20 protein-coding genes are annotated in these 22284 nt (G+C 70.8%); 6 read left to right on the plus strand and 14 right to left on the minus strand.

The window, feature by feature from the left end:
* Positions 1-199: 199 nt before the first annotated feature.
* Positions 200-586: a hypothetical protein gene (locus WJM96_RS09720; protein WP_424812277.1), complete on the plus strand. Its 387-nt coding sequence runs from the start codon at positions 200-202 to the stop codon at positions 584-586.
* Positions 587-591: 5 nt separating this feature from the next.
* Here WJM96_RS09720 and WJM96_RS09725 read toward each other — a convergent pair whose 3' ends face one another.
* The 5 genes from WJM96_RS09725 to WJM96_RS09745 all read right to left on the minus strand — a co-directional run bounded on the left by WJM96_RS09725 (position 592) and on the right by WJM96_RS09745 (position 6728).
* A complete protein-coding gene (locus WJM96_RS09725; RefSeq protein WP_424812278.1) occupies positions 592-1569 on the minus strand; it encodes a Bug family tripartite tricarboxylate transporter substrate binding protein in 978 nt (325 codons plus the stop codon).
* A gap of 50 nt (positions 1570-1619) precedes the next feature.
* On the minus strand, positions 1620-3269 hold the full coding sequence (locus tag WJM96_RS09730; protein WP_424812279.1) for a putative 2-aminoethylphosphonate ABC transporter permease subunit: 1650 nt from the start codon (positions 3267-3269) through the stop codon (positions 1620-1622).
* Positions 3270-3279: 10 nt separating this feature from the next.
* Complete coding sequence (locus tag WJM96_RS09735; protein WP_424812280.1) at positions 3280-4320, minus strand: ABC transporter ATP-binding protein; 1041 nt, start codon at positions 4318-4320, stop codon at positions 3280-3282.
* A gap of 1 nt (position 4321) precedes the next feature.
* Positions 4322-5350, minus strand: a complete 1029-nt coding sequence (locus WJM96_RS09740; protein WP_424812281.1) for a putative 2-aminoethylphosphonate ABC transporter substrate-binding protein — start codon at positions 5348-5350, stop codon at positions 4322-4324.
* 172 nt (positions 5351-5522) lie between these two features.
* A complete protein-coding gene (locus WJM96_RS09745; protein WP_424812282.1) occupies positions 5523-6728 on the minus strand; it encodes an MFS transporter in 1206 nt (401 codons plus the stop codon).
* 234 nt (positions 6729-6962) lie between these two features.
* On the opposite strand from WJM96_RS09745, the gene WJM96_RS09750 reads away from it, so the two are divergent.
* A complete protein-coding gene (locus tag WJM96_RS09750) occupies positions 6963-7856 on the plus strand; it encodes a L,D-transpeptidase family protein (protein ID WP_424812283.1) in 894 nt (297 codons plus the stop codon).
* A 3-nt stretch (positions 7857-7859) separates the two neighbouring features.
* Here the strand turns inward: WJM96_RS09750 and WJM96_RS09755 are convergent, their stop codons facing one another.
* Genes WJM96_RS09755 through WJM96_RS09775 form a run of 5 tightly spaced genes read right to left on the minus strand, consistent with a single transcriptional unit; the run spans position 7860 to position 12947 of the window.
* A complete protein-coding gene (locus WJM96_RS09755; RefSeq protein WP_424812284.1) occupies positions 7860-8810 on the minus strand; it encodes a Bug family tripartite tricarboxylate transporter substrate binding protein in 951 nt (316 codons plus the stop codon).
* Between the two features lie 19 nt (positions 8811-8829).
* Entirely contained in the window at positions 8830-9783 is a 954-nt protein-coding gene (locus WJM96_RS09760) for a Bug family tripartite tricarboxylate transporter substrate binding protein (RefSeq protein WP_424812285.1), read from the minus strand.
* Complete coding sequence (locus tag WJM96_RS09765; protein ID WP_424812286.1) at positions 9780-11336, minus strand: acyl-CoA carboxylase subunit beta; 1557 nt, start codon at positions 11334-11336, stop codon at positions 9780-9782. Before WJM96_RS09765 ends, WJM96_RS09760 begins: the two co-directional genes overlap by 4 nt.
* A gap of 2 nt (positions 11337-11338) precedes the next feature.
* Positions 11339-12715, minus strand: coding sequence for an acetyl-CoA carboxylase biotin carboxylase subunit (locus WJM96_RS09770; protein ID WP_424812287.1), 1377 nt, complete (start codon positions 12713-12715; stop codon positions 11339-11341).
* 4 nt (positions 12716-12719) lie between these two features.
* Positions 12720-12947 carry an acetyl-CoA carboxylase biotin carboxyl carrier protein subunit gene (locus tag WJM96_RS09775; RefSeq protein WP_424812288.1) on the minus strand — a complete coding sequence of 76 codons (228 nt, stop codon included), beginning with the start codon at positions 12945-12947 and terminating at the stop codon, positions 12720-12722.
* A 75-nt stretch (positions 12948-13022) separates the two neighbouring features.
* Between WJM96_RS09775 and WJM96_RS09780 the strand changes: the two genes are divergently transcribed.
* From WJM96_RS09780 to WJM96_RS09790, 3 genes are all read left to right on the plus strand, one after another.
* Positions 13023-13715, plus strand: coding sequence for a GntR family transcriptional regulator (locus tag WJM96_RS09780; RefSeq protein ID WP_424812289.1), 693 nt, complete (start codon positions 13023-13025; stop codon positions 13713-13715).
* Positions 13716-13783: 68 nt separating this feature from the next.
* On the plus strand, positions 13784-16132 hold the full coding sequence (locus WJM96_RS09785; protein WP_424812290.1) for a CoA transferase: 2349 nt from the start codon (positions 13784-13786) through the stop codon (positions 16130-16132).
* Positions 16129-17079 carry a Bug family tripartite tricarboxylate transporter substrate binding protein gene (locus WJM96_RS09790; protein WP_424812291.1) on the plus strand — a complete coding sequence of 317 codons (951 nt, stop codon included), beginning with the start codon at positions 16129-16131 and terminating at the stop codon, positions 17077-17079. Before WJM96_RS09785 ends, WJM96_RS09790 begins: the two co-directional genes overlap by 4 nt.
* A 40-nt stretch (positions 17080-17119) precedes the next feature.
* Here WJM96_RS09790 and WJM96_RS09795 read toward each other — a convergent pair whose 3' ends face one another.
* Positions 17120-17728 (minus strand): NAD(P)-dependent oxidoreductase, encoded by a 609-nt coding sequence (locus tag WJM96_RS09795; RefSeq protein ID WP_424812292.1) that lies wholly within the window; start codon positions 17726-17728, stop codon positions 17120-17122.
* A 101-nt stretch (positions 17729-17829) separates the two neighbouring features.
* On the opposite strand from WJM96_RS09795, the gene WJM96_RS09800 reads away from it, so the two are divergent.
* On the plus strand, positions 17830-18189 hold the full coding sequence (locus WJM96_RS09800; RefSeq protein ID WP_424812293.1) for a winged helix-turn-helix transcriptional regulator: 360 nt from the start codon (positions 17830-17832) through the stop codon (positions 18187-18189).
* Here WJM96_RS09800 and WJM96_RS09805 read toward each other — a convergent pair.
* The 3 genes from WJM96_RS09805 to WJM96_RS09815 all read right to left on the minus strand — a co-directional run bounded on the left by WJM96_RS09805 (position 18171) and on the right by WJM96_RS09815 (position 22204).
* A complete protein-coding gene (locus WJM96_RS09805; RefSeq protein ID WP_424812294.1) occupies positions 18171-19286 on the minus strand; it encodes an LLM class flavin-dependent oxidoreductase in 1116 nt (371 codons plus the stop codon). The genes WJM96_RS09800 and WJM96_RS09805 overlap by 19 nt on opposite strands.
* A 133-nt stretch (positions 19287-19419) precedes the next feature.
* Positions 19420-20388 (minus strand): Bug family tripartite tricarboxylate transporter substrate binding protein, encoded by a 969-nt coding sequence (locus tag WJM96_RS09810; protein ID WP_424812295.1) that lies wholly within the window; start codon positions 20386-20388, stop codon positions 19420-19422.
* Between the two features lie 4 nt (positions 20389-20392).
* A complete protein-coding gene (locus WJM96_RS09815) occupies positions 20393-22204 on the minus strand; it encodes a CocE/NonD family hydrolase (protein ID WP_424812296.1) in 1812 nt (603 codons plus the stop codon).
* Between the last annotated feature and the right edge of the window lie 80 nt (positions 22205-22284).

Here is a 22284-nt window from a genome sequence, read left to right on the forward strand (position 1 = left end):
GCGGAGGTGAAAGGTAACCCATGCGGCAGATATCCCACGCCGCCGTTATGGTAATGTTACCCGCCTGGGAAGGTTGCATTCCTCGTCATTTGATTTGCGGGAACCCAGGTAACGCACACCTAACGCTCGTTCGACCCTCCCCGCGCTTCTTCTCCGCGTCCGGCGCACCCCTTCCTCGGCGCTCAGGAGAATAGCCTTGATGCCCAGACTACCGACGGGAGCCACCGGCGCGGCCGCCGCGGTCCAGGACGCGCTGAGCCGCGTCCTCATGGAAATCGACCTTTGCATCGGCGAAGGCATCGCTGCCTGCCGCGAGTTTGAGCGCGGACCGCAGCAAAAGGCCCTCGAAGCCCGGCTGGAGACGCTTGAGGACCAGCGCGAGGAAATCCTTCGCCAGGCCGGCCGCATCCATGCCGACTCGCCGTACATCGCGACCGCCGTCGCTATCCTCGACCAGGCTGCGCTGGAGAATTACCAGCTCGACGCCCGGCCCCTCGGCGTGGCCGAGTGGCTGGCCCATGTGGCGGGCATGCTGCTGACCGCCGAGAGCGTGGTCGAGGCGCTGGCGCGCGCCGCGCGGGCCTGACCCACCTATCCGGCTTGGGCGCCGGAAATCCGCACCATCTCCGCCCAGCGCGGCTTCTCGCGGTCCAGCCGCGCCGCGAGCTCGGCCGGGGTCGAGCCGGTGAGCCGCGCGCCCATGCCGATGGCCCGCTGCTGCAGGGCCGGATCGGCCCAGGCCACCCGGATCTCGGCCGAAAGCTTCTCGGCGATCTCGCGCGGCATACCGGCGGGCCCGGCCCACATGTGCCAGGGGCTGACGTTGAAGTCCGGCACGCCCGCCTCGGCCATGGTCGGTACTTCCGGCAGCGCGGGCCAGCGCTCGGGCATGGTCACGGCCAGTGCGCGCATCGTGCCGTTCTGGATCACGCCCATGTAGCTCGCGAGATTGTCGATCGCGAGCTGCACGTCGCCGCCCAGCATGGCCGGGATGGTCTGGGCCGCGCCGCGGAAGGGCACGTGCACGCCCTGAATGCCCGCGCGCGCCAGGAAATACGCGCCGGAGAGATGGATCGTCGTGCCGGTGCCGGAGGAGCCGAAGCTCACGCCCCCTCGCCGCTCCCGCCCCCAGGCCACGAATTCCTGCACCGTCCTCGCGGGCACGTGCTGCGCGGGCACGGCGAAGACATTGGGCAGGTCCCACATCGCGCTGATCCACTGGAAGTCGCGCGCCGCGTCGAAGGGCACGCTGGGGAAGACCATCGGGTTGATGACCACCGTGTGCATGCTGACGGTGCCGATCGTGTAGCCATCGGGCGTGGCGCGGGCCAGCGCCTCGGCCGCGATGTTGCCCGACGCGCCGCTGCGCGTCTCCACCACGAAGCTCTGGCCCAGGCGCTGCGACATCTGTTCGGCCGCGAGGCGCGTCATGACGTCCAGCGAGCCACCGGGCGGAAAGCCCACCAGCACGCGCACCGGCTTGTTCGGCCAGGCGCCCTGCGCGAGGGCGGGCGCGGCGAGCGGCGCGGTCATGGAAACGGCAAGCAGCGAGCGACGGCTGAACATCATGGAACCTCCCGGATGGGCCTCTGCCGGGCCCGATCCGCGAGCCTAGGCCGCTAAGCGGGCGGGCGCCAACCGCCGGACAGCAGCCGCGCGAAGGCGAGCTGCAGCAGCTTGGCCGCCGCGGTCACGGCGAGGATCACGCAGGCCATCGCCGCGGCCGAGGCCACCTGCCCCGCCTCGTCCATATGCACCACCGCGACCGAGGCGGGCTTGGTGTCCGGGCCGTACAGGAAGATCACGGCGGAGACCGTCGTCATCGCATTGACGAAGAGATAGACCGCGATCTCCAGGATCGCGGGCAGGCCGATCGGCACGATGACGCGGACATAGGTGCGCCAGCGCGGCACGCGCAGGCTCTCCCCCACCGCCTCGAACTCCGGGTCGAGCTGGCGGATCGCGGTGACGGCCGTGAGGTGCGCCACCGTGTAGAAATGGATCACGCAGTTCAGCACCAGGATCGCCGCCGTGCCGTAGAGGAAGCCCAGGGGATTGCCCGGCAGATTGAAGAACAGGATGTAGGCGAGGCCCAGCACCAGCCCCGGTACCGCCAGCGGCGCGATGGCCGCGACCCGCACGAAGCCCGTGAGCGGCCCGGCGGGCCCGCCGCGCTCCAGCAGGTAGGCGATGGAGAAGATCACCGGCGTGCCGAAGACGGCCGCCAGCAGCGCGACCTCCATCGAGGTGAACAGCGATCCCCAGCCCGAGGCGTCGAAGCTCGTGAAATCGTAGTTCGCGAAGGTGAGCGCGAGGTTGTAGGGCCAGAAGCGGATCAGCGAGCCCCAGACCGCCATGCCGACAATGCCCAGCAGCACGGCCGCGACGCCGAGGCACAGCGCCAGCAGCGGCAGGTCGCGCGCCGCGCGGGGCTTGGGGCGGTAGAGCACGGCGCGGCCCGAGATCGCGGCCGCCTGCCTCTTCTGCGCCCATCTCTCGGCGAAGAAGCCCAGCAGCGCGGGGAGCAGCAGCACGATAGCCACCACCGCGCCCATCGAGAAGTTCTGCTGGCCGATGACCTGCCGGTACACATCCGTCGCCAGCACGGGGAACTGGCCGCCGATCACCTTGGGGATGCCGAAATCCGTGACCGCCAGCGTGAAGACCACGAAGCCTGCCGAGACCAGGCCGTAGCGCGCGGCCGGCAGCGTCACGTCGCGGAAGATGCGCCAGCGGCCCGCCTTCAGCGTCTCCGCCGCTTCGAAGAGCCGCGCATCGGCCATGCCGAGCGCGACCGAGAGGATGATCGCGGCATGCGGGAAGGTATAGATGCATTGCGCGGCGATGATCCCCGCCGGGCCGTAGATGCTGCCGCCCTCCGGCAGCATCCAGCGCAGCAGTCCCTGATTGCCGAAGAGGTAGATCAGCGACAGTGCCGGCAGCAGCGACGGCGCCAGGATCGGCACCAGCATCACCGCGCGGAAGAACGGCCGCCCGGGCAGGCGCGAGCGGGTCATGCCATAGGCGAAGAGGAAAGCGACGGGCAGCACCACCAGCGTGGTGAGTGCCGAGGTCCACAAGCTGTTCCAGGCCGGCCGCAGGAGCTGCGCGGAGCCGAGCCAGGCGCGGAAATGCATGAGCCCCGCGAAATGGCCATCCACATCCTGGAACGCGCGGGCCAGCAGCATGGCGAGCGGAGCCGCCAGCCCGGCCACCAGCAGCAGCGCCGCCAGCAGCAGGCCGAAGCGCGTCCAACCCTCTCCCCTCAAGGCAGCCCCCTCAAACGGGGAATGCCATGAGCCGGGAGGGCGGCAGGGCGACGCGCAGCATCGCCCCCGGCGCCAGCCCGCCCAGGCCGCGCGCCGGGATTTCCGCCTGCAGCGCCACCCCGCCCGCATCCAGATCCAACCGGCAGACGGAGCCCAGGAACTCGATGGCGGAAAGCCGCGCGTCGAGGCTCTGCGGTCCGTCCTCCAGCACGACCTCCTCCGGGCGGATGAAGGCGAGGACGGGCGTGCCCTCGGCATGGGGGGCCTCGGCCGGGATCACCCGCCCGTCCGCCAGCCGCAGCCCGCCGGAAGCGATGGTGGCCGGAAAGCTCGCGCTGCGGCCGACGAAGCCCGCGACGAAGGCATTGGCCGGCGTCGCATAGACCTCCTGCGGCGTGCCGACCTGCATCACGCGGCCCTGGTTCATCACCGCGACCCGGTCCGCGAGGCTCAGCGCCTCCTCCTGGTCATGCGTCACCATCACGGTGGTGACGCCGAGGCGGCGCTGCACGGCGCGCAGCTCGGCGCGCAGATGCAAGCGCACGATGGCGTCGAGCGCGGAGAGCGGCTCGTCCAGCAGCAGCAGGCCGGGCTCGGCAGCGAGAGCGCGGGCCAGCGCCACGCGCTGCTGCTGCCCGCCCGAGATCTGCGCCGGATAGCGCTCCGCCATCGGCGCCAGGCCGACGAGCGACAGAAGCTCCGTCACGCGCGCAGCGGCCTTGGCGCGCGGCCATTCCGGCCCGCGCAGGCCGTAGCCCACATTGGCCGCGACGCTCATGTTCGGGAACAGCGCGTAGGATTGGAAGACGATGCCGAAGTCCCGGTCCCGGGGCGGCAGGTCGGTGATCAGCTTGCCATCCTGGAAGATCTCGCCGCGCGTCGGGTGATCGAGGCCGGCGATACAGCGCAGCAGCGTCGTCTTGCCGCAGCCCGAGGGGCCGAGGAGGCAGAGGAACTCCCCCCGCCCCACCGCAATGTCGATGTCGCTGAGGGCGGTGAAGGCGCCGTAGTCGCGCCCCACGCCCTCGATGCGGAGATAGGCGTCCGGCACCTCAGTTGCGCGGCGCGGACTTGCCGTCGAAGCGGCGCGTCCATTCGGCCAAGATGCGGTCGCGCTGCGCGCCCATCTCGCGGAAGTTGATCTGCGCGAGGCGCTGCTCGAAATCGGCCGGGTAGCCCTGCACCGCCGGCGTCACGCCCGGCATGGCGAGGATGGCGTAGAAGCGGCCGTAGAGCTCCATCGCCGGGCGGCTCACCGCGAAATCGGCGAGGCGCCGCGCGGCCGCCAGGTTGCGCGTGCCGCGGATGATGGCGGTCGCCTCCAGGTCGAAGCCCACGCCGTCGGTCGGCACGATGATGTCGATGGGCGCGCCCTGGTTCTTCAGCGTCACGGCGCGCATGTCGAGCGAGACGCCGAGGCCGTACTCGCCACGCGCAGCGTTGTTGCAGGGGGCCGAGCCGGAATGCGTGTAGACCTGCACGTTCTCGTGCAGCGAGTTCATGAAGTTCCAGGCCCGCTCCTCGCCCATGGTCGCGATCCAGCCCGCGACGGTGAGGAAGCCGGTGCCGGAGGAGGCGGGGTTGGGCATGGCGATCTGTCCGCGCAGGGCGGGGTTCGTCAGATCGGCCCAGGTGGAGGGGCGCGGCAGGTTCCGCTGGCCCGCGACCGCACGGTTGAAGCAGATGGCCCCCACGAAGGCGTCCATCCCCGTCCAGGTCATGGGCGAGCGGTCGCTGCGCATGTTGGGCCGCAGCGCGTCCGCGCCCTGCGGCGTATAGGGCTCCAGCATGTCCATCGCCTCGAGCCCGAGCAGCGAGAAGGCGGAGAGGCCCCAGATCATGTCGGCGCGGGGCTGCGCGCGCTCGGCCACGAGGCGGGCGGTGATGACGCCGGTGCTGTCGCGGACCCAGGCGATCTCGATATCGCGCAGCGCCGCCTCGGCTGCCGCCTTGAAGGGCTGGAGCTGCTCGTTCTCGAGGGCGGTGTAGACGGTGAGGCGCGTTCGCTGCTGCGCATCGGCCTGCCCGGCCGAAAGGCCGAGCAGGAGCGCGCCTGCGGCGGCGAGAAGTCGGCGATGCATCGGACGGGGTCTCCTTGGACGAGAGGCGGAGGGGGCTCGGCCGGTGCAGCCTAGAAGATGGCAGCGGCGTGAAACTGGCGATTTCGCATGCCTGTCCAAGTACCGGGCGCGCTTTGTCCAAGGCGCAAGCACCCCTGTCCCGTCCGCCGCCGCGAAAACGGGCAGAGCCCGCTCAGCCCCGCCAAAGGCGTGGGCCAACCCAGATCGCGATCGCCGCGAGCTGCGCCCCGCACAGCCCGAAGGCCAGGGCCCAGCTCCCGCCCAGCGCCACCACAAGGGCGAAGGCCGCCGGCGCCGCCAGGTAGCCGATGAAGGTGAAGAGCGTGGAGCCCGCCGTGGCGGCCGAGATCATGGCCGGCGGCGCCAGGCGCGCGACCTCGGAGAGATAGATGCCGTTCCAGCTCGCCGCCAGAAAGCCCGTCAGGAAGGCCAGCGCATCCACCGCCAGCAGGGGCAGGCCGGCGGGCATCAGGCCGAAGCCCGCTGTCACCGCCGCGCCCGCCAGGGCCTGTACGACCAGATGCCGCATCGGCCGGCCCATCCTATCCGCGACCCAGCCGAGCAGGATGCGCGCCACGACGCCCGCCGCCTGGAGGCTCGCGAAGGCCATGCCCGCATCGACGATGGAAAAGCCGCGATCCACCGTCAGCCACGTCACGGTGAAGGCGAAGAGGCAGCCCTGCACCACCGCGAAGGAGACCGCGAGCCAGGTCAGCGGCGGCAGCGCGGGATGCAGTGCCAGTGCGCGCAGCGGCGCAAGCCAGGTCGCGCGATGCAGGATCACGCCGAGGTCAAGGCGCTGCGCGGGATCGCGCTCGCGGTCGAGCGCCGTCTTGAAGGGCTGGATGGAAGCGGCCGCCAGCAGCGAGAGCGCCACCGCCGCCAGCAGCGCCGTGGGCCAGCCGAAATGCGCGGCGATGGGCGCGAGCCCGAGCCCCGCGATGGCTCCGCCCATCGGCGCGCCCGCCTGCTTGATCGAGAAGATCAGCGCCCGGTGCTGGGGCGGCGCGGTCGCCGCCAGGATGCGGCTGCCGGCCGGCGGCGTCGGTCCATAGCCGATGCCCAGCAGCAGCGCCGCGCCCAGCAGCACGGGCGCTGTGCCCAGCCCCGCCAGCAGCATGGCGCTGGCCGAGACGGTGGCGCCGATCTGCAAGGTCCGCACCGGGCCCCAGCGCGTCAGGAACGGCCCGCCCAGCAGCAGGAAGAGCGCGGTTCCCCCGGCCGACAGTGCCGAGAGATGCCCCACGCTCTCCGGCGGCATGCCCGCATCGGCGGTGATGAGCGGGGCCAGAACCGTGAGCCCATGGCCCAGCACGGCCGCCACAGTCTGCATCAGCAAGGTGGCGTAGAGCGCGCCGACCCAGTCGGGAATCCTCATGGGGATTCATTAGCGCCCGCCGCAACGCAGGCCGCAATCCATCGTTTCTCCCTGGCCACATGAACACCTTCCAACAACTCGTCGGCAAACCTGGATTTTTGCGTTGCAACACAACATGCAGGCCACAGTGCCGCGTCCGGAATGCAACAGTTGGGGACAATTTCTGAAAAGGTCGAAATTCTTACGGCTTTGCATGTAACAATGCCTGTGCATCTGTCTGGGCCACCCCGCCGAATGAACACCTCGCGCAGATCCCTCGCCGCTGGCCTCGCCGGGCTCGCGGCCGCGCCCTTGCTGTCGCTTCCGGCCAGGGCGCAGCTCGCCTCCGCCGCCCCCGCCGTCGGGCCCGCGTTGCGCGACCGCTACGCCGCCGCCCTCGCCGCCCTGCCCTCCAACCATCGCGGCTACAACGCGCTGAGCCGCAGCCTCGAGCGCCTGGACGACATGGCGCTGAACATGGGCACCGGGCGGTTCGTGCTGGTGAACCCGGCGGCGCAGGAGGTCGTGGCCTACCAGGATGGCGCGGAGGTGCTGCGCTCGCGCGTCATCGTGGGCACGACGCGGACGCGCACGCCGCAGATGACCACCTTCTTGACCACGGTGCGCTTCCATCCGCCCTGGTACGTGCCGACCAGCATCATCCCCGAGATCCGCGCCCAGGGTGCCGCCGGCTTTCAGGCCGTGGGCAATCGCCTGATCCAGCCGCCGGGGCCCACCAATCCGCTCGGCCCGCTGCGGCTCGGCCTCTTCGATTCCGACGGAATCTTCCTGCACGGGACGAACCGCCCAGCCTATTTCGCACGCCAGAGCCGCGCGCTCAGCCACGGCTGCGTGCGGGTCGAGAAGGTGCGCGAGCTCGCGGCCTGGATGCTCGACTGGGATCTCCGCCAGGTACAGAGCACCCTGGCCACCGGCCGCACGCAGGACATCCTGCCGCTGCAGGATGTCCAGGTGGCCATCGCCTATCTCACCGTCTGGCCGGACCAGGCCGGGCAGCTGATCGGCTATCCGGACATCTACGGCTACGACGCGCCGGGGACGCGGCTCGCTTCGGTCCGCCGCGTCTTCCGGCCGACGCAGGGCGACATCGAGACGGCCCGCGCGCCGACCGAGGACAACCCGCTCTAGCGCTCAGTTCGCGCGGATATTGGCCCGCCGGATCGTCTCGCCCCACATCGCGCGCTCCCGCGCGATGCGGGCAGCGAAGGCGTCCGGCCCTTCGTGGTTCGGGGTCAGGCCGTTGTCGAGCAGGCGGCGGCGCAGGCCCTCGTCCCGCAGCGCGCGCTCGGTCGCCTGCGACCAGGCGTTGATGGATTCCGCGCTCATGCCCTTCGGGCCGCAGAGCCCGAACCAGCCCACCACTTCCAGCCCCGGCACGGCTTCCGACAGCCGCGGGGCGCTGGCGAATTCGGGCACGCCCTCGCGGTCGGCCAGCGCCAGCAGCCGCAGCTCGCCGCCCTGGATCTGGCGAACCACGTCGCCCAGGTTCGTGATGAGCAGGTCCGCCCTGCCCGCGATGACGTCCAGCGCCGCGGGCGCCGCGCCGCGGTAGGGTACGTGCACCATCTCCACGCCAGCCATGGATTCCAGCCGCGCGCCGGTCAAATGCTGCGCCGATCCCACGCCCGCGCTGGCATAGGAGACGCTGCCCGGCCGCGCCCGCGCCGCCGCGACCAGTTCCGCCACCGTGCGGTAGGGGCCACGCGCGCCCGTCACCACGCCGTAGGAGGAGATGGCGACGTTCACCACGGGCGCCAGCTCGCGGCCCGGATCGATCGGCAGCACCGCCCCGGGCAGCTCGGGGCTGATGGTCATGGTGCCCATGGCGCACTGGAACACGACCGAGCCATCCGCCGGGCCGCGCGCCACGCCCTCGGCCGCGATGAAGCCGTTGGCGCCCGTGCGGTTCTCCACCACCACCCGCTGGCCGAGCGAGGTGCCTATCCCCTCGGCGACGAGGCGCGAGACGAGGTCGGACGTGCCGCCGGGCGCGAAGCCCGAGACGATGCGCGGCTGGCGGTCCTGCGCTTGGCCGAGGGCCGGGGCCAGCGCGATCAGCGCGGCCAGGATCAGGCGATGCATGGCGTTTCCTCGTTCTTGCTTATTCGGCGCGTATGTTCGCGCCGCGTATCACCTCGCGCCACGTCGCCCGGTCGGCCGCGATGGTGCGGCTGAAGTCGGAGGGCGCCTCGTAGCGCGCCACCAGCCCGTTCTCGGCGAAGCGGCGCAGCGTCGCGGGGTCGCGCGCGGCGGCCCGGATCGCCTCGGCCCAGCGGCCGATGATCGCCTCCGGCGTGCCGCGCGCGGCGCAATAGCCGAACCAGCCGCTGACCGCGTAGCCCTGCACGGTCGCGCCGATCTGCGGGGCATCGGGAAAGGCGGGCGAGCCGATGCCGTCGGCGAAGGCCAGCAGCCGCATCTCGCCGCCGCGGATCTGCTGCGCGGCATCGCCGAGGTTGGTGATGATGAGGTCGGCCCGTCCGGCCATCACATCCAGCACACCCAGCGCCGCGCCCCGATAGGGCACGTGCAGCATCCGCACGCCGGCGAGCTGCTCCAGCCGCGCGCCCGAGAGGTGCGAGACCGCGCCGATCCCGGCGCTGGCATAGCTCACCTCGCCAGGCCGCGCCCGCGCCGCCGCGATCACGTCGGCGACCCTGCGGAAGGGCGAGTCCTTGCTCACCACCATCACCTGGCTGGAATGCGCGAAATTCGCGATGGGGATGAGGTCGCGCGAGGGATCGACCGGCATGTTCGCGCCGGGCAGCTCGGGCGTGATGGTCAGCATGCCCGTCGCGCATTGCACGATGGAGTAGCCATCCGCCCCGCTGCGCGCCGCCTCGGCCGCCGCGATGAAGCCGTTGGCGCCGGTGCGCACTTCCACCACCGGCCGCTGGCCGAGCGTCGCGAAGGACGCCTCGGCCAGGATGCGGTTGATGATGTCGCTGGTACCGCCCGCCGCGAAGCCGCCCAGGATGCGGGGCGGACGCTCGGGAAAGGTCTGGGCGGAGGCGGCGCCGCAGGCCAGCAGCAGCGCGAGCAGCAGGCGCTTCACGGCCGCATCTTCAGGCCGGAAGGCGTGGGCGAGAGCAGCGGCTGCGCGAGGTCGGCGAACTCGCAGAGCAGCTTGCGCGTGTCGCGCGGATCGATGACCTCCTCCACCCAGAAGGTCTCGGCGGTGCGGAAGGGCGAGCGCAGCTTGTTCAGCCGCTCCTCGATCCGCTCGAGCTCGGCCGCGGGATCGGCGGCCGCGGCGAGGTCGGCCGCGTAGGCCGCCTCGATGCCGCCTTCCAGCGGCAGCGAGCCCCAGCGCGCCGAAAGCCAGGCGTAGCGCAGCGAGAAGCGGTTGGAGGGCTGGTGCACCACGCCCGCGACGCCGAAGGCGTTGCGGATGATCATGGTGCACCAGGGCACCGTCGTCTGGTTCACCGCCGCCATGGCGCGCACGCCGAGGCGGATGGTGGCCGCCTTCTCCGCTTCCAGCCCGACCATGAAGCCCGGGCAGTCCTGCAGATAGACGACCGGCAGGTGGAACGTCTCGGCGAGATCGACGAAGCGGATGACCTTGGCGCAGGCATCGGCCGTCCAGGAGCCGCCATAGAAGAAGGGATCGCTCGCCATCAGCGCCACGGGCTTGCCGTTCAGCCGGGCGAGGCCGGTGATGATGCTGCGGCCGAACATCTTCCCCATCTCGAAGAAGCTGCCCTTGTCTACCACGCTCTCGATGATGGGGCGCATCTGATAGACGCGGCGGCGGTCGCGCGGGATGTGGCTGAAGAGCTTCTCGTCGCGCCGGTTCGTGTCGTCGGTGCATTCGGTGACGGGGGGCAGCGCGTAGACCGAGGACGGCAGGTAGGAGAGGAAGCGGCGGGCGGCAGCGAAGGCGTCCTCCTCCGTCTCCACGGCGTGGTCCACCGCGCCGGACTTGGTCTGGATCTCCCAGCCGCCCAGCTCGGTCTTGGAGAGGTCCTGCCCCAGCCGCTTCACCACCGGCGGGCCGGCCACGAACATCGCGGACTTCTTGGTCATCACCGAATAGTGGCTGGCCGCGAGCCGCGCGGCGCCAAGCCCCGCGACGGAGCCGAGGCCCAGCGACACCACGGGCACCATGCTGAGATTGGCGCCGGTGAAGTGGTAGAGCTGCGTGCCGCCCACGCCGCCCGGGAGATTCGCACGGCCCGTCGTCTCGATGGTCTTCACCGAGCCGCCGCCGCCCGAGCCCTCGATGATGCGGATCAGCGGCAGGCGGAACTCGTAGGCCATCCGCTCGGCCATGATCGGCTTCTCGCGGATGGTGGCGTCGGCCGAGCCGCCGCGCACGGTGAAGTCGTCGCCGAGCAGCACGACGGGGCGGCCATCCACCTTGGCGCGGCCCATCACGCAGTTCGACGGCGTGAGCTGCTTGAGGTTGCCCTCCTCGTCGTATTCCGCCTTCCCGGCGATGGCGCCCATTTCGTGGAAGCTGCCCGCATCGGCCATGCCGTCGATACGCTCGCGCACCGTGAGGCGGCCGCCCGCGTGCTGGCGCGCCACCTTGTCCGCGCCGCCGAGCTCCTTGGCCTGGGCCTCGCGCTGCCGGAGCTCGTCGAGCTCGGGTTGCCAGTTCATGTTCATGCGGGTTCCTTCACGACGGCGTCGAGCAGCCGCGTTCGCTGGGCTTCCAGGAAGCCGGTGTGCATGGTGGCGCCGCGCATCTCCGCGCTGCGGAGGGCGGCGGCCAGGAAGGCGGCGTTGAGACGCACGCCCTCGGCGCGCGTGGCGTCGAGCGCGCGAGCCAGCTTCTCCAACGCCAGCTCGCGCGTCGGCGCATGCGCGATGACCTTGGCGAGCATGGAATCATAGTAGGGCGTGACCGCATCGCCTGCGCGCACGCCCGCATCGACGCGGATCCCCTCGCCTTCCGGCAGGTCGAGCGCGGCCAGGCGCCCCGGCGAGGGCAGGAACTGCCGCGCGGGATCCTCGGCGCAGAGCCTCGCCTCCACAGCGTGGCCGTCGAGCCGGATGTCGGATTGCCGGAAAGGCAGGGCCTCGCCCGCCGCGATGCGGAGCTGCCATTCCACGAGGTCGAGGCCGGTCACCATCTCGGTCACCGGATGCTCCACCTGCAGGCGGGTGTTCATCTCCATGAACCAGATGCCATCGGCACCGAGCGACTGCTGCGCGATGAACTCCACGGTGCCGGCGCCGACATAGCCGACGGCGCGGGCCAGCGCGCAGGCGCGGCGGCCGAGCTCGGCGCGCAGGGCCGGGTCCACGCCGGGCGCGGGGCATTCCTCCACCAGCTTCTGATGGCGGCGCTGCAGCGTGCAGTCGCGCTCATGCAGGTGCAGCACGTTGCCGTGGCTGTCGGCGATGATCTGCACCTCGATATGGCGCGCATCCTCGACGAGCTTTTCCAGCATTACGCGCTCGTCGCCGAAGATCGCCGCCTCGCGGCGCGCGGCGGCGAGGGCGGCGGAGAATTCCTCGGGCTTGCGGACGCGCCGCATGCCGCGCCCGCCCCCGCCGCCGATCGCCTTGATCATCACGGGATAGCCGATGCGCCCGGCCGCCGCCGCCAGGGCGGCCTCGGACTGGTCCGCGCCCGCATCGCCGGGCAGGCACGGCACGCCCGCCTTCTCCGCGATGGCGCGCGCCGCCGCCTTGCCGCCCATGGCGCGGATGGCCTCGGGCGACGGCCCGATGAAGGTCAGCCCCGCCCGGGCGCAGGCCTCGGCGAACTCCGCATTCTCGGAGAGGAAGCCGTAGCCCGGATGGACGTAGCGCGCGCCGCTGCGCTCGGCCGCGGCGATGAGCGCCGGGATGCAGAGGTAGCTCTCGCGCGGGTGCGCGGGGCCAATGGCCTCGGCACGGTCCGCCTGCTGCACATGCAGCGCGCCCGCATCGGCCTCCGAGAAGACGGCGATGCTGGGCCAGCCGAGGCGGCGGCAGCTGCGGGCGATCCGGGCCGCGATCTCGCCGCGGTTGGCGATCAGGACGGGGCCCATCGCATCAGCGCCGGATGGTGGCGACGGCCTGGCCTTCTTCCACCTGCTCGCCTTCCTGGACCAGGATTTCCACGACCGTGCCGGCATGCGGCGCCATCACCGGGATTTCCATCTTCATGGATTCCAGGATCAGGATGGGCTCGTCCTCGCCCACCGCCGCGCCCGCGGGCGCCGTGATCTTCCACACGGAAGCGCCGATCTCGGAGTGAATCGTGGCGATGTCGTCGGCCATGGAATCCTCGAACCTTTTCCTCACGCGGCGCCGGAATTGAATCCCGCCGTCATTTGTGATCAAAATCTCCAGGACATGGACGAAACTGTCAACTCCACCGCGGAAAGCCTGGCGGCACAGGTGCATCAGCGCCTGCGGCTGGACATCATGCGCAGCCGGTTCCGCCCCGGGGAAAAGCTGAAGCTGCGCCACCTCGCCACCGAGATGGGCGTCAGTTCCATGCCCGTCCGCGCGGCGCTGACGCGCCTGGTGAGCGAGGGCGCGCTGGAGCAGGTGGACCGCCGCTCGGTCCGCGTGCCCACGCTTTCCGACGCGCGGCTGCGCGAGGTGGTGGAACTTCGCATGGACCTGGAAGGCAAGGCCGCGAGCCGCGCCGCCGAATGCGCGACCGAGGCCGATGTGGCGCGCCTGGCCGCGATCCATGCCGAGATGACCTCCCACCGGCTCGCGGGCCGGGGCGAGGAGATGATGGTGGAGAACGAGCGCTTCCACCGGCAGCTCTGCGCCATTCCCGGCATGCCCGTGCTGGCGCGGATGGTCGAGGGGCTGTGGCTGCTCTGCGGCCCGCTCAACGCCGGCTTGAAGGACATCCGTTTCCTCCACCAGCCGGAGGAGCACCCGCACAACGACGTGATCCGCGCGCTCGCGATGCATGACGGCGCGCTGGCGCGGCTCGCCATCCAGCGCGACATTTCCGTCTATGCCGACGCCGTGATGCGGCGCCTGCCCACCCTCAACGTCACCCAGGCGAAGCTCAGGGTCGCTTGACGGGGGGCCTTCCCTCCAATCTATGATCACAAATCTGGGCCATCAGAGCCCGCGTTTGGAGGAAGCTGATGGCGGAAGCCCTGGCGGGGATACGTGTGCTCGAAGCGGGGGGCGGTGCCGCCCTGGCCTATGCGGGCAAGCTCTTCGCGGATTTCGGCGCGGAAGTGCTGAAGCTCCCCGATCCCGGCGACCCGCTCGCCACCGCCTGGCCGCGCATCGAGGGCGGCTCCGCGCTCCAGGCCTGGCTGAACACCAGCAAGCGGCTGGTGGAGGGCAGCGTGGCCTCCCTCGCCCCCACCTGCGACGTGCTGCTGGATTCGCGCCCCGTCGCTGAGGGCGATCTGCCGCGCCATCTGATCGCGACCCGAATCTCCTGGTTCGGCGAGACCGGCCCCTATGCCGGCTTTGCCGCGACCGACGTCACCTGCCGCGCGCTGGCCGGCGTCTTCGCCTGCGTCGGCCCGGCCGAGGGCCCGCCGGCCATGCTCGGCGGCATGGCCGGCGAGGCGCTGGGCGGCATCGCCGCCTTCATCGCCACGGCGGCGGCGCTCTGGGGCGGCGGCGGGCGGCGCATGGAGGCCAGCATCCATGAGGCCAATATCGCCATCGCCGAGTACCAGGCGGCGCAGGCCGTCACCAATCCGGAGGTCGAGCGGCGGCTGGGCGTGAACCGCTTCGCGCCGACCAGCCCGCTCGGCGTCTATCGCTGCCGGGAAGGCTGGCTCGGCGTCACCATCGTCACGCCGCTGCAGTGGCGTGCCTTCTGCGAGATGGTGGGTCTGCCGGAGCTCGGCCAGGACCCGGCCTATATCGTCTGGCCAGGGCGCCTCGCGGATGCCGACCGGCTGGAGCGCATCTTCGCCGAGCGCCTTGCCGCCCGCACCGCCGAGGAATGGTTCGAGGAAGCGCTGGCGCGCCGCCTCCCCTTCGCCGTGGTGCCGGAGATGGAGACCTTGCTGGCCACGCCGACGCACCGCGCGCGCAATGCCTTCCAGCGCGTGAAGCTCGGCAGCGCGGAATTCGAAGGCCCCACCCTGCCCCAGCGCCTGACCCGCACGCCGCCCCGCGCCCAGGGCATCGCCCCCCTCCATGCCGAGCCCGCGCCGCCCGCGCCCGTCCTGATGGGCAGCCCGGCCGCGACCCCGCTGCCCTTGCAGGGCCTGCGCGTGCTCGACCTCTCCATGGGCTGGGCCGGGCCGGTCTGCACGCGCACGCTGGGCGACCTCGGCGCAGAGATCGTGAAGGTCGAGGCGATCCAGTACCCGGACTGGTGGCGCGGCGTGGATCCCCGCCCCGAATTCTTCGAGAACCGGGTCTACGAACGTGACATCCGCTTCTGCTTCCAGAACCGCAACAAGAGCGGCATCACGCTCGACCTCAGCCGGCCGGAAGGCGCGGCGCTGCTCAAGCGCCTCGTCGCGGAGAGCGACGTCGTGGTGGAGAACTACGCGCGCGACGTGCTGCCGAAGCTCGGGCTGGACTATCCGGTGCTGCGCCGCGCGCGGCCGGACATCGTGATGCTCTCCATGCCGGCCTTCGGCGGCAGCGGCCCCTGGCGCGATGCACGCGCCTATGGCTCGACGCTGGAGCACGCCTCGGGCCTGCCGACCGTCTCCGGCGCGGCGGATGGCCCGCCCCTCACCAACCAGCTCGCCTATGGCGACCCGGTGGGCGGCATGAACGCCGCGGCGGCGCTGCTGGCCGCGCTGCTGCATCGCAAGGCCACGGGCGAGGGCCAGCACATCGACCTCGCGCAGGTCGAGTGCATGTTCCCGCTGGTGGCGCCCTGGATCATCGCGCAATCCGCCCTCGGCGATCCCGGACCGCGCCTCGGCAATCGCCATCCGGACCACGTCCCGCACGGCGCTTTTCCCTGCACGGAGGAAGGCTGGCTCGCGGTCGCGGTCACGGATGATGCGGCCTGGTCGCGGCTGGCCGACCTCCTGCGACGGGCGGATCTGGCGGGCCTCGGCCTGGAAGCCCGGCGAGAGCGCGAAGCGGAGCTGGAGGCGCTGATCGCGGACTGGACACGCGGTCAAAGCGCCGATGCGGCCATGCACGCGATGCAGGCGCAGGGCATCGCCGCCGGCGCCATCCGCTGGCCGACCGAGCTGCGGCAGGATCCGCACCTCGCCGCGCGCGGCTTCTGGCAGGAGCGCGAGCGCGCCTTCATCGGCACGCACACCCTGCCCTCCGCGCCGCTGCGCATGCAGGGTGGGCCGCCGCTCGACATCCGCCGCCCGGCGCCCACGCTGGGGCAGCACAACGCGGCCGTCCTGGGCGGAATGCTGGGCATCTCGCCCGCTGAGATCGAGGCGCTGGAGGCCGCGGGCATCATCGGCACCGAGGCCATCCCGACCGCCCAGCGCAAGCCGCGCAGCGCGCCCCGGACGGAAGCCGCGAGGGCCAGCGCGTGATCGGGCGCCGCACGCTCCTCGCCACCGGCCTGGCCGCGCCTGCGGTGGCCCGCGCGCAATCCGGCTGGCCGGACCGGCCCATCCGCCTGATCTACCCCTTCGCGCCCGGCGGCGGCGATTTCCTCGCGCGCGCGCTGGCCGAGAAGATGCGCGAGGCGCTGGGCCAGACCGTCGTCGTGGACAACCGTCCCGGCGCCAACACCATGATCGCCGCCGAGGCCACCGCGCGCTCGCCCAAGGACGGCTACACGCTGGGCTGGGTCGCGACGAGCACCATGTCGCTCAACCCCAATTTCTATCCGAACATCACCTACCGGCTGGAGGATTTCGCGCCGCTCTCCCTCGTCTACCGCGCGCCCGTCGCCTTCGCCGTCACCGCCGAACTGCCGATCCGCACGGTGGCCGAGGCGCTGGCGCATATACGCCGGAACCCCGGCGCCGGCGTCGGCACCGTCGGCAATGGGAGTAGCCCGCACCTCACCATGGAATGGCTGATGGCGCTGACCGGCGTGCATCTGGAGAACATCGCCTATCGCGGCGAATCCCCGATCGTGGCCGACCTCATCACCGGGCGGACGCCCTTCTACGCGGGCTCCACCAACTCGCTTCTGCCGCATCTGGGCGGGGGCAAGTTCCGCATCCTTGCGACCTCGAACCCCACGCGGCTCGACATCCTTCCCGATGTGCCGACCTTCGCCGAGACGGTGAGCCCGCAACTGGTGCAACGCTATTGGCACGGCATCCTGGCGCCGGCCGGGGTGCCGGCGCCCATCATCACCCGCCTCGCCGAGACCATCGCGACCGCCCTGCGGAGCCCGGATTTCCGCGCCCGCGCCACGCCGGACATGCAGTTGGATCCCGTGCTGCTGGACGATTTCGCGGGCCTGATCCGGCAGGAGCAGGAGCAGTACGGGAAGCTGATCCGCGAGCGCCGGATCAGTCTCTGAGGCGCCCTCGGGCGCCGCGCATTGGCGCGCCCGAAGGCCGTTAGTATCCGACGGTGAAGCGCTTCCGGGAATGCACGGGGCGCTCCAGCTCATCCACCAGCGCGATGGCGTAGTCCTCGAAGGAAATGCTGCTGCCATTCGCGTTGGCGAGAAGCTGATCGCCGCCGAGGCGGAACTTCCCCGTCCGCTCGCCCGCCACGAACAGCGCCGACGGCGAGAGGAAGGTCCAGTCCAGATCCTCGACGCCCCGCAGCAGGTCGAGGAAGGCAGACCCGCCGGCCGCCTCGGCCTTGTACTGGGCGGGGAATTCCGGCGTGTCGATGAGCTTCACGCCGGGCGCCACCTCCAGGCTGCCCGCGCCCCCCACGACGAGGTAGCGCTTCACGCCCGAGGCGCGCACCGCCGCGATCAGCTTGCGCGGATCGCTGGCCGTGAAGTGGACGCTGCTGATCACGGCATCATGATCCCGCAGCCGTGCCGCGAGATCGTCCTGATCGAACACGTCCCCCTTCACGGCGGTGACGCCCGGCAGCGCGGGAACGCGCTCCGGCTGGCGAACGATGGCGGTGACGCGATGCCCGCGCCGCGCGAGCTCGGCCAGGATGCGGGAGCCGGCGTTTCCGGTGGCGCCGATGAGAGCGATGTTCATGGTGATCTCCACATAGGTTACCAATGGAAACCTGGTGTCCCATTCGAAGTCTGGTGTAAATGAGGCACTTCCATCTCACCTGGTCACCCACCGGAAACCGCATGCACGCCCCGAACCCCTATGCCGCCACCTGCCCCACCCGCCTGGTGCTGGACCGCATCGCCGACAAATGGGCCGTCCTGCTGCTCGGCCTGCTCGCGGAGGGGCCGCGGCGCTTCAACCAGCTCCGCCGCGCCATCGAGGGAATCTCGCAGAAGGTGCTCTCGCAGACCCTGAAGAGCCTGGAGCGCGACGGGCTGGTCACGCGCCAGGCCTTCGCCACCGTGCCCGTCACGGTGGAGTACAGCATCACGCCCCTCGGCCGCACGCTGGCCGCCACGGTCGACGGGCTACGCCTCTGGGCCGAGGCGCATATGGCCGACGTGCTCGCGGCGCAGAAGCGCTACGACGCGGCGGCCTGAGCCGTTCCGGCCGCCTGCGGCGCAAGATGGCGCACGCGGGGCGCGACCTCCTCCATCAGCAGGCGCAGCGAGTTCTTCCAGGCGCCCGGGTTCTCGGAATAGTCGAAGCCGAAGACGAGGATGGAGCCGAAGCCGACCACCTCCTCGTAGACCTTGGCGAGCTTCTCCGCGACGGTCTGCGGCGAGCCAACGAGCCAGTTGCGCTGCGCGCAGTATTCGACCGTGACGTCGCTGTCCGGCACCTCGGGGCTGTGCTTGAGGTATTCGAGGAAACCGAAATTCGCGAGCAGCGGCAGGAAGTACTCGCGCATCATGCGGCCCATCGGCCCGCCGACGGAAAGCCGCCAAGCCTCCTCATCCGTGTCGGCCACGAAGACCTCGCGCACGAGGCGCCAGTCGCGCCGGTTGGGCGTGCGGCCAGAGCGGCGGGCGCCGGCCTCCACCGAATCCCAGTGGCTCGCGACATAGGCGGGGTTGAGGTTGAGGCTCATGGGCAGAAAGCCGCGCTCGCCCGCGAGCTTCAGCGTATCGGAATTCTTGCTGAGGCCCGCGACGCCGATGGGCGGATGCGGCGCCTGCAGGGGTTTGATGTGCGGCTTCAGGAAGCCGAACATCGTTTCGATCTTGCTGACGGTCCAGTACTTGCCCTCATGGGTCCAGGGCCCGTCCTCGGTCCAGGTGCGCAGGATGATCTCCAGCGCCTCGCGCGTCATGTCGCGGTTCTGGCCGGACATGCCGTCGACGTTGAAGGTGGCCCAGTCGCTCGGCAGGCCCGAGGCCGCGACGCCGAAATTCAGCCGCCCGCCGGAAATGTGGTCCAGCATGGCCACACGGTTCGCGAGCTCGACCGGGTGGTGATAGGGCAAGAGGAAGCCGCCGGGGCCGAGGCGGATGTTCTTGGTCTCGCGGAAGGCCTGCGCGATCAGCAGGTCCGGTGCCGGATGCGGCTCCCACGGTGCGGTGTGGTGCTCGCCGACCCAGGCCTCCTTGTAGCCCAGGCCGTCCAGCCAGCGCATGACGTTGAGATCCCACTCATGCCCGTCCCGGAGCGAACGCTCGGGCGGGTGCGAGGGCATGGTGAAGAAGCCGAAATCCATGGCGTTGTCTCTCCCGTGTTCCGGGAGAGACTAAACCCCAGGTTGCATGAAGCAGAACCCAGCAGCCATGCAGTGCAACATGGGCGGCGCGAAGCCATGGCGGCGGAGCCGCGGCCCGCCGCCAAAGCTTAGATTATTCGGGCCGCAGGCCGCGCCGGCGGATGAACTCGCCCCAGACCTGGCTGTCCTGCTCCATGCGGCGCCGCAGATCGGCCGGCGAGCCCGCGAAGGGGATGAGCAGGTTGTCGCCCAGCCGCTTCAGCACCGTGTCGTCGCGCAGCGCCTCGCGAACCGCGGCGTTGATGCGGTTCACGATCTCGTCCGGCATGCCGGCGGGGCCGACCACCGCGAACCAGCCCGGCATGATGGGCGCCTCGATCCCCGCCTCCTGCTGCGTCGGCAGGTCCGGCAGGATGGAAAGGCGCTCCGCCGCGACGAGCGCGAGCGGCGTCACGGCATTGGCGCGCACCTGGCCGAGCGCCACCGCCAGCACCAGGATCATGACATCCGTTTCGCCGGAGATGACGCTGGTGAGCGCCTGGCCCGTGCCGGCATAGGGGACGTGCGTGAAGGTGACGCCCGCGCGATCCGCGATCATCTCCATCGACAGATGCGTGGAGTTGCCGATACCCGCGCTCGCATAGGTCAGCTTGCCCGGCTCGGCACGCGCGCGCGCCAGCATGTCGGCCACGCTGGTGATGCCGGACTTCTTGCTCGCCAGCAGGATGAAGGGGGCGTCCGAGACGGGAGCGACATAGGTGAAGTCGCGCACCGCGTCGTAGGTCAGGTTCGGGTAGAGGTGCGGGTTGAAGGAAAGCTGCGAGACGCCCGGCAGCAGCAGCGTGTAGCCGTCGGCCGGCTGCTGCTTCAGCGCGTTGATCGCGACCATGCCGTTGGCGCCGGGGCGATTGTCCACCACCACCGGCTGGCCCAGCGTGCGCGACATCGGCTCCGCGATGATGCGCGCGACTGCGTCGTTCGCCGAGCCCGGGGGCTGAGGCAGCAGCAGGCGAATGGCCCGGCTCGGGAAATTCCCCTGCGCCATGGCAGGCACGGCGCCGAGGAAGGGAAGCGCGGCGAGCGCGCGGCGGGTCGTGGTCATGCGATCACTCCTGGAAGGGGCGCAGGGGAAGGTCGAGGGCGGAGGCGCCCAGATGCAGGGTCAGCACCGGCGGGCGGCCGTGCGGGATCTGCTTCACATGGTCGGCATCGGTGCCGGCCAGCGAGAAGCGCAGGCGGCTGCCCTTCTTGAAGATCCAGGAGGTCGGCAGCAGCACCACGCGCATGCGCTCGGCCACGCCCGGCGTCAGCGGCGCGGCCTCGTCGCGGTGATAGGTGCGGAAGGGCCAGGGCGCCTGGTACTCGGGCGGATGCTCCGCCTCCTTGCGGTGCAGGGCGCGCAGCAGGCCCTCGGTGACGTAGCGCACCGTGCCATCGGCCTCGACCTCCGACAGGTAGCAGATGATCGACGCGTCCGCCTCGCTGGAGGCGATGGTGAGATCGGCGATGGCGTTGCCGGTCAGTTCCATCTCCTGCTCGAAGGGCGCCGCGTCGTAATGCGGCAGCGCGGCCTGTCGCACGCCCCAGTCGGTGTAGTAGTCGAGCGCGTTGATGGCGGCGATGCGCTCGTATCGCGTGCCCTCGCCGGAGGAGAAGGAGAAGTCGCTCGGATGCGCGGCCTCCACCGCCGGGCCGGGCGTGGGCTGCAGCGCGCCGGGCGCGAAATGCAGGCGCTGGGCGGGCACGGGCGGCCAGCTCGCGGCCTCCTGCCAGGTCTCCCCATGCATGGAGAAGAAGTGGATCGGCGCCTCGGCCCGCAGGCCGGTATCGCGGCCCATCAGGTACTCGTCGAAGAAGCGCAGCATCTCGCCGAAGAGCGGGAATTCCGGGTCCACCCCGTTCCGCCAGGGCGAGACGTTGCAGCGCGCGCCGTGGTCCCAGGGACCCAGCAGCAGATGCGTCGGATTGCCCTGCATGGTGAGGTAGCGCGCGATCGCGGCATTGGCGTAGCCCACGCCGTCCATCCAGCCCGAGACGGCATAGATCGCCACATCCTTGCGGATCGACTTGCACACCGAATAGGGGCTGATGTTCGCCGAGGAGAAGCTGGCGTCGTAGGGCAGCTTCTGCTCGCGGAAGTTCAGGTCGGTGATGAAGTCGGGCATGCGGAAATTGCCCTGGTGCTGCTTCACCGCCTCGCGCACCAGCGCGCCGTCCGGATCCTCGTCCACCGGCATGGGGCCGGCGAGGTCGGGGTTGGAGAAATAGGCGATCTTGCCCAGCAGGTCCCGCCGGTCGTGGTCCATGGCGACCATGAGCTCGTCATAGACCTGCGCCAGGCGGTTCAGGAACACGCCGCCCGGGTAGTAGTGATCCGACCAGGTGTCCCAGACGGCGAAGAGCGGCACGATGGCCTTCACCGCCGGATGCCCCGTGCTGGCCAGGAAATCCGACGCCGCGCCGGGATAGGAGATCCCGGTCGCACCGATGCGCTGGTCCGACCAGGGCTGCGCCACGATCCAGTCGGCGATCTCGCGCGCGTCCTCGCGCTCGCGGGGCGAGCGGAAGCTGTCGCGCGTGCCGAAGCTCGCACCCGTGCCGCGGATGTCGACCACCACGAGCGCATAGCCGCGGGGAACCAGCATATCGCGGAACTTCGCCGCGTTGGGGCAGCGCTCGCCCTGCCCGTCCGGCTTCATGGCGAAGCGGCGGTAATAGGGCGTGTGGATCAGCACGGCGGGCACCGGACCCGTGGCGCCCTCGGGCAGCCAGACGTCCACGGCCAGGCGGCAGCCATCGGCCATGGTCACGTATTGCGAGCGCGGCACCGCCGGAATTGCGTGCTCGGGCGGGCGGGACTTCAGGTAGCTCGAGGGGGTGACGCGCCACGCGGCGCTATCGGTATCGGCGTCGGCCAAGGAAGGTTACTCCAGTCTGTCGCCGGCGGGGATAGCGCAAGATGCCTTCGCCGCGTAGCCTCCGTCCGCAATGATCCACA

Source organism: Roseococcus sp. YIM B11640 (assembly GCF_049727625.1).
Lineage (GTDB): Bacteria > Pseudomonadota > Alphaproteobacteria > Acetobacterales > Acetobacteraceae > Roseococcus.

What these genes read in the sequence shown, in the direction of transcription:
- WJM96_RS09725 (WP_424812278.1), bottom strand. Translation starts at nt 1,569, where the DNA reads ATGATGTTCAGCCGTCGCTCGCTGCTTGCCGTTTCCATGACCGCGCCG.
- WJM96_RS09770 (WP_424812287.1), bottom strand. Translation starts at nt 12,715, where the DNA reads ATGGGCCCCGTCCTGATCGCCAACCGCGGCGAGATCGCGGCCCGGATC.
- WJM96_RS09720 (WP_424812277.1), top strand. Translation starts at nt 200, where the DNA reads ATGCCCAGACTACCGACGGGAGCCACCGGCGCGGCCGCCGCGGTCCAG.
- WJM96_RS09755 (WP_424812284.1), bottom strand. Translation starts at nt 8,810, where the DNA reads ATGCATCGCCTGATCCTGGCCGCGCTGATCGCGCTGGCCCCGGCCCTC.
- WJM96_RS09785 (WP_424812290.1), top strand. Translation starts at nt 13,784, where the DNA reads ATGGCGGAAGCCCTGGCGGGGATACGTGTGCTCGAAGCGGGGGGCGGT.
- WJM96_RS09765 (WP_424812286.1), bottom strand. Translation starts at nt 11,336, where the DNA reads ATGAACTGGCAACCCGAGCTCGACGAGCTCCGGCAGCGCGAGGCCCAG.
- WJM96_RS09745 (WP_424812282.1), bottom strand. Translation starts at nt 6,728, where the DNA reads ATGAGGATTCCCGACTGGGTCGGCGCGCTCTACGCCACCTTGCTGATG.
- WJM96_RS09780 (WP_424812289.1), top strand. Translation starts at nt 13,023, where the DNA reads ATGGACGAAACTGTCAACTCCACCGCGGAAAGCCTGGCGGCACAGGTG.
- WJM96_RS09740 (WP_424812281.1), bottom strand. Translation starts at nt 5,350, where the DNA reads ATGCATCGCCGACTTCTCGCCGCCGCAGGCGCGCTCCTGCTCGGCCTT.
- WJM96_RS09750 (WP_424812283.1), top strand. Translation starts at nt 6,963, where the DNA reads ATGAACACCTCGCGCAGATCCCTCGCCGCTGGCCTCGCCGGGCTCGCG.
- WJM96_RS09810 (WP_424812295.1), bottom strand. Translation starts at nt 20,388, where the DNA reads ATGACCACGACCCGCCGCGCGCTCGCCGCGCTTCCCTTCCTCGGCGCC.
- WJM96_RS09795 (WP_424812292.1), bottom strand. Translation starts at nt 17,728, where the DNA reads ATGAACATCGCTCTCATCGGCGCCACCGGAAACGCCGGCTCCCGCATC.
- WJM96_RS09805 (WP_424812294.1), bottom strand. Translation starts at nt 19,286, where the DNA reads ATGGATTTCGGCTTCTTCACCATGCCCTCGCACCCGCCCGAGCGTTCG.
- WJM96_RS09800 (WP_424812293.1), top strand. Translation starts at nt 17,830, where the DNA reads ATGCACGCCCCGAACCCCTATGCCGCCACCTGCCCCACCCGCCTGGTG.
- WJM96_RS09775 (WP_424812288.1), bottom strand. Translation starts at nt 12,947, where the DNA reads ATGGCCGACGACATCGCCACGATTCACTCCGAGATCGGCGCTTCCGTG.